Here is a 6,003-nt window from a genome sequence, read left to right as displayed (position 1 = left end):
TGATCGTCGTGGCGGAGGGGGCCGGGCAGAAATATTTCGAGGGGAAGGAGTCCCGGTTGGACGCTGCCGGCAATAAACTGCTCCATGATATCGGGATTTATCTTAAGAACAGCATAAAGGACTATTTTACCGCCCGGAGCGTGGAGGTAAACGTTAAGTACATCGATCCCAGTTATATCATCCGTTCGGTGCCGGCGATTCCCGAGGATGGGGTTTACTGCGGGATTCTGGCGGAACACGCCGTACACGCGGCCATGAGCGGCAGGACCAGGATGGTTATCGGCAACTGGAACGCGCGGTTCGTTCATCTGCCGATGGAGATTATCCAGGCCGGCCGGAGGCGGATCGGTTCGAAGGAGGCGCTGTGGCAGTCGGTGCTGTTGTCAACGGGTCAGCCGTCATTGGTAAGTTCGCGGAGTTGAGGCGGCGATTTTACGAAATCAGGTGCCAGGAATTCCCACCTGCTGGTCTTCTGAATAGTAAATTAGCGGACTTGTATAAGAGCGAATTTGGAAAGGGAGAGAAGGACGCTATGCACATTGGAATCCTAACCGGCGGAGGCGATGCGCCCGGACTGAACGCACTGATCCGGGGACTGGTCCTGGCTGGTATAAAGCGATACGAGTACGAATTTCTGGGTTTCCTGGACGGTTGGTCGGGTCCAATCGAGAACCGCGCGGTGCCGCTGAATGTGGACAGTGTGCGGGGGCGGTACGCCGAGGGCGGCACCATGCTGGGCTCCAGCCGTACCAACCCTCTGAAAGAGCCCCAGTCCATCGACAAGGTCAAGGCCAACCTGCAGGCCAATAATATCGACGTCCTGGTAGCCATCGGGGGTGACGACACGCTGGGGGTGGCCGCCAAGCTGGCCGAGATGGGGGTGAAGACCATCGGCGTGCCCAAGACCATCGACAACGATCTGTCCGCCACCGACGTTACGCCGGGATTCGATACGGCCGTGGTCATTGCCACCGAGGCGGTAGACCGTCTGCACACCACTGCCCGGTCCCACCATCGGGCCCTGGTGGTGGAGGTGATGGGTCGGCACTCGGGTTGGATCGCCCTGCATGCGGGCATTGCCGGGGGTGCCGACTATACCATGCTGCCCGAGCAGGAGACCGACCTGGCCGACCTGTGCGCCGCGGTAGAGCACGAATATGGTGAGGGTCGGAAGAACTACGCCATTGTGGTCGTCTCGGAAGGGGCCAAGCTGGCCGGACAGGAGGAGCTGATCCTGCAGGACGAGTCGCGGGACGCATTCGGCCACGTGAAGCTGGGTGGTATCGGCAAGCTGGTGGCCAAGCTGATCGAGAACGAGACGGGCATCGAGTGCCGGAGCGTGATCCTGGGGCACACCCAGCGTGGGGGTGTTCCCTCAGCCGGGGACCGGGTTTTATCCACCCGATACGGTGTGTTTGCCGCCGACATGATCAACCAGGGCCAGTTCGGCCAGATGGCGGCCCTCAGGGGGAATAGAATCGTGGCAGTGCCCCTGTCCGAGGCCACCAGGGAGACCAAGACGGTAGGACCCGAGTGGTTCCCGGTGCTGGATATACTGAAGGCTTAGCCACATCCGCTGTCGTTCCGGGCCCGGAGGGAGTTGGTCTTACCGGTTTCGGGGAGGGAGATTCTTCGTGCCGACGTCCCGGTCTTTCATTTATATGGTGACGCCGGTTATTGTAGCAGCGCCAGGCCTTTTTTGGCCCCGGCGTGATCGGGTTCCAGTTCCAGCACGCGGGAAAATAATCTGAAAGCCTGTTCTTTCTGGCCCTGACTGGCGCAGGCGGTTGCCAGCCAGTAAAGCGCCTCCACATCCTGGGGGCGCCGATCAATGATATTCAGGTAGGTCTGGATGGCATCTTCAGTGCGGCCCAGTTCGTTATAGAGTTCGGCGAGGTTTTTGGCGGTATCGGCGTTGTCGGGGTCCAATTTGCGGGCGACGCCGAGATGAGCCAGGGCCTGTTCCTTGTCACCGTCGTTACGATAAAGCACGCCGAGGTCGTTCTGGGCCTGGGCGTGAAAGGGATGCAGGGATACCGCTTGCTGCATGGCTTTCAGCGCTTTGCCGTACTTCCTGCGTTCGATAAGTGTATAGGCCTGGTCGAAGGCCGCCCGGGCCTCTTTTTTCATCTCAGGGGGCGTAGTGTCAGCAGCGGGTAGCCGGTAACCGACGGCTTGTTTTGACGTAATCCTGGGTACCAGTCCCTGGCTTAAGGCCCGCTGCAGGACTTGCCCGCTAAGGTTACACAATGCTTCATAGGCCTCGACCACCTCCAGGGGTACCCTGACCGCTTCCAGGTCGGTTTCCATGAGGTGTTGCTGGCGGGTGGGGGCGGAGATAGCCTGGCAGGCCGCCGCAGCTCGTGCCTCGGGCACCGACCAGTCCAGCCAGCGCAGTACCCGCTGGAGCTCGCTGCGGGGGTCGATAAAGTAGACGTCATAATGGGTGATCAGCCGATCGTCGGGGTCGGTGTCGGCCAGTATGCGCTGGTAGTATCTGAGCCAGAGGTTGTAGGAGAAGGCGTCGGTGCTGCCGGTGTGCTGGGTCAGGGAGCGGGCCGTTTCCACGGGATTGCGCAGGCATACGATAACTTTCAGGCCGGGCAACAGCGATTTCCAGAAGGGTAGGGTTAAGCTGCAGCGGGGGTCTTTCCAGCCCCAGGGCTGCTGCCGGGCCATGGTCCGGATGAGCTGCCGGGCCTTTTTACGATAGGGGGTCAGGGCGGGGTCCAGTTCCCAATTCGGCGGCATGGGTGGCAGCAGGAAGTCCCAGCCGGCGGCGAAGTGGGCCAGGATGTCTTCCGTCAGGCGATCTATGTGGGGGTACTGCCAGTAGCCGGTGGGATTCCCCTCATCCGGCGGCATGAGTTGATCTTCCGGTCCCAGGTAAAGGCCGCACAGATTCAGGATGCGGGCTACCATGGAGGTGCCGGAGCGGTGCATGCCGGTGATACAGACCGGGCCGGCAGGCTGGTTTATGCGGTCGATCATGGGATAGCAATCATCAATTATCCCTCGCACGGGGTTGCCGGCTAGTCGCAGACCTGGCGGATGTGATCCAGCATGGTGGTTACCCGGTGTTGCATGAGGTGTTCGTTGAGGACCCGCTGCCGGGCTTTATCGAGGATGCGCTGGCGCTCGGCCGGATGGTTAAGGTAATAGCGGGCTTTTTCCTTCAGTTCTTCATCGTTGCGGAAATAGACTACTTCCTTATCGACGTCAAAATGCTCAGCCAGGGACTCCTGCCACTCGCCCAGCAGGAAGCCGCCGCAGAGGGGTACGTCGAAATAGCGCTGGTTCAGGGCCGTTTCCTGCTGGAGGGTGGTCAGGCTCAGATTGACGGCGCTATTGCGGTAGATAAGCGGGGTTACAGTTTGGTAATCAACCGGCGGCTGAACCATTGCATCAGGCAGGTGGTCTTTCCACTCCGCGGGGCCGAAGACCGTTAAGGGAGTGTCTTTGAGATAAGCGAGTCGTTCGGCTCGGTAGCGGAAGGTCTCCTTGGCGATCACGTAGGCCATAAAGCGGAAAAAGACCTCCGGAGAGGAGAAGCGGTTGCGGTGGGGAGCGAAGAGGGCATTCAGGTGTATGCGGCCGTGCCTTTGTTTCTGGGCACCGAAGTCAGGCTGCCATTCCTGATAGGCCTGCTCAAACTCGGGCTCATAATGGCTTTCAATGGCGCTGGAAAAAGTTCCCCCGATGAAGGTGATTTTATTGCGGAGGGATTTGAAGCGGCTATCCTTGCCAGATCCGGGGAGGTTTGGATCGGAGGCGAGTGGCAGGTAGAAGACGTGCTGGAAGCCGGCCTCGGTCAGGGTGGGTTCCAGTGCACGTTCGTAGGTAAAGACGATAGTCCATTGGGCGGAGCGGTCCTGGAGGTAGGGCCCTTTGAAGAGGTGGTTATCCAGGTACCAGATAATGACGGGCAGGGACAGTTCCGAGAGGACGGAGAGGGTATGGCCGTGATTATCCAGGCCCAGGGCATTCAGCGTGAGGATGGCATCGGGTCGAACTTCGGCGGCCTTGGTAAGGATGGTGCGCAGGGCTTCTTCCACCGGGATGTTTTGGGGGAAGGGAAGCAGGATGACCTGATGCCCCTGCCGCTTGAGTTCGTTGATGAGGTAGTCTTGCAGGAAGTAGTCGTAATTGAGAAAGAGCAGGCGGTAGGGAGGGGACCTGAATTTCCGGTAATCGAAGTGCGCTTTGAGCTTGGGCGCGTTGATTTTCATCGCATGGATGCTACGACTCGGGATAGGCTATTGTCAACTTTCGGGCTTGACGCTGAATACGGGGAAGTTAAGCCAGGGTTTTCTTTATCGTTTCCAACATTTTGGTTACGCGGTGTTCCATGAGGTGTTCGCGCAGGATCCGCTCCCGGGCCTTTTCGATGACCGCATCGCGCGCGTCGGGGTGCTGGAGGTAGTACCGCACTTTCTCTTTCAGTTCGTCGTCGTTGCGGAAATAGATCACCTCCTGATCCAGCTCGAAGTGCTCGGCCAGGGCTTCTTTCCAGTCGGTGAGTACAAATCCATTGCACAGGGGGATGTCAAACAGGCGCTGGTTCAGGGCGGTTTCCTGTTGGAAGGTGGTCAGACTCAGGTTAATGCCGCTGTTGCGATAAACGTTGGGTGTCTCAACAGTATATTTTACCGGTGGCCAGACCACTTCTTCAGGGAGATAGTTCTTCCAGTCCTCCCTTCCGAAGACGACCAGGGGTTCATCCAGCAGGCACTTCAGGCGTCCAAGCCGGTAGCGGCGTGTTTCCCGGAACACCACATAAGCGATGAAGTGGTAGTAGGCTTCCAGAACCTGGAAGCGTTCCTTATAGGGGGCGAAGGTGGCGTCCAGGTCAACGCGGCCTTCTTTCTCCATTATGGCGGTAAAGTCGGGCTGCCACTCCTGGTAGAGGGCTTCGTATTCGTCGGTATGGAAGTGTCGGACCATTTTGGTGAAGGTCCCGCCGACATAGGAGATTTTGTCTCGCAGGACTCTGTAACGGTCGTCGTACCTGACGGTGCTGTAGGAAATGTCCGTAGCTAATGGGAGGTAGAAGGCATGGGCAAAGCCGGCCTCTTCAAGGGTAGGAACGAGGGCTTTATCAGCGGAAAAGGCAAAGGCCAGTTCGGGGGCTGTACCGGGGAAGTAGGGCCCTGAAAAACGGTAGTTATCCAGATACCAGAGGACCACCGGTAGCGATAGCTCGGATAGGACGCCGATAATGGCGCCATTGCGGTCCAGTCCCATGTTGTTGAGGGCCAAGAGAGCGTCAGGGCGGAAGGACACCGCCTGGTTCAAGATGGTGCGGAGGGCATTTTCCGGGGATACCTGTTTTGGCAGCGCTAATTCGCTGGCCTCGTGCCCCTGGCGCCGAAGCTCGGTCAGGAGTTGATGTTGGAGGAAGTAGTCGTATTTAAGGAAGAGGAAGCGATACGGCGGTGACTTGAATTTCTGGTAGTTGAAGTGCTGTTTCAGTTTCGGTGTTCGGGAATTCATTACTCAAGCGTACCACTGCGGCGGGGTATTTGTCAACCTTTGCGAGTGGCGGCTTCCAGGGTGCGATCGTTGATGGGAGCGGTTGTGGTGGAAATTGGGCTAAAGATTTTTTTGGAGAAGCCGATAGGGTAAATGAGAGCAGTTGATAGGTACCGGCGGTCAGGCGATGCTGTTGGTTACCGGAAAGTGAGTCGCCAGTGGGCAGGGAAGCCCACTCATAATGAGCACAAGGAGGTTCCTATGAGTTTCACTCGAATTAACGCCAATATTGCTGCGTTACAATCCTACAATGAGCTACTGAATGTCAACCGCCTGGTCAGCCAGGGTTTGCTGCGCCTGTCTTCGGGCAAGCGTATTAACACCGTTGGCGATGACCCGGCCGGTTTTTCATTGGCTCGTGGTATTGAGTCCCGTCGGCGTTCACTGTCGCAGGCGCTGGACAACGTCGGCACTGCCAAGAACGTGCTCTCCATTGCTGAGGGCAGTTATCTGGCCATCGCCAGCATTCTC

At 58.2% G+C, this 6,003-nt stretch carries 6 protein-coding genes; 3 read left to right on the top strand and 3 right to left on the bottom strand.

Annotated features, from left to right (window positions below; translation table 11 throughout):
* Nucleotides 1-422 (top strand): ATP-dependent 6-phosphofructokinase (locus ACETWG_06840; protein MFB0516303.1); only part of this gene is annotated, 422 nt, incomplete at its 5' end.
* A gap of 110 nt (nucleotides 423-532) precedes the next feature.
* Nucleotides 533-1,567, top strand: coding sequence for a 6-phosphofructokinase (locus tag ACETWG_06835; protein ID MFB0516302.1), 1,035 nt, complete (start codon nucleotides 533-535; stop codon nucleotides 1,565-1,567).
* 107 nt (nucleotides 1,568-1,674) lie between these two features.
* Here ACETWG_06835 and ACETWG_06830 read toward each other — a convergent pair whose 3' ends face one another.
* The 3 genes from ACETWG_06830 to ACETWG_06820 form a co-directional block, all read right to left on the bottom strand.
* Nucleotides 1,675-2,991, bottom strand: coding sequence for a tetratricopeptide repeat protein (locus ACETWG_06830; protein MFB0516301.1), 1,317 nt, complete (start codon nucleotides 2,989-2,991; stop codon nucleotides 1,675-1,677).
* 41 nt (nucleotides 2,992-3,032) lie between these two features.
* On the bottom strand, nucleotides 3,033-4,229 hold the full coding sequence (locus ACETWG_06825; GenBank protein MFB0516300.1) for a glycosyltransferase: 1,197 nt from the start codon (nucleotides 4,227-4,229) through the stop codon (nucleotides 3,033-3,035).
* A 67-nt stretch (nucleotides 4,230-4,296) separates the two neighbouring features.
* Nucleotides 4,297-5,493, bottom strand: coding sequence for a glycosyltransferase (locus tag ACETWG_06820; protein ID MFB0516299.1), 1,197 nt, complete (start codon nucleotides 5,491-5,493; stop codon nucleotides 4,297-4,299).
* Nucleotides 5,494-5,733: 240 nt separating this feature from the next.
* Here ACETWG_06820 and ACETWG_06815 point away from each other — a divergent pair.
* Nucleotides 5,734-6,003 (top strand): flagellin (locus tag ACETWG_06815; protein MFB0516298.1); only part of this gene is annotated, 270 nt, incomplete at its 3' end.

It is taken from the genome of Candidatus Neomarinimicrobiota bacterium (assembly GCA_041862535.1).
Lineage (GTDB): Bacteria > Fidelibacterota > Marinisomatia > SCGC-AAA003-L08 > TS1B11.
The sequence above is the reverse complement of the archived record's forward strand: the minus strand, read 5'-3'. Positions and strand labels throughout refer to the sequence as shown.

Excerpts from the sequence above, each read along its gene's own strand:
- ACETWG_06825 (MFB0516300.1), bottom strand. The coding sequence starts at position 4,229 with ATGAAAATCAACGCGCCCAAGCTCAAAGCGCACTTCGATTACCGGAAA.
- ACETWG_06835 (MFB0516302.1), top strand. The coding sequence starts at position 533 with ATGCACATTGGAATCCTAACCGGCGGAGGCGATGCGCCCGGACTGAAC.
- ACETWG_06820 (MFB0516299.1), bottom strand. The coding sequence starts at position 5,493 with ATGAATTCCCGAACACCGAAACTGAAACAGCACTTCAACTACCAGAAA.
- ACETWG_06830 (MFB0516301.1), bottom strand. The coding sequence starts at position 2,991 with ATGATCGACCGCATAAACCAGCCTGCCGGCCCGGTCTGTATCACCGGC.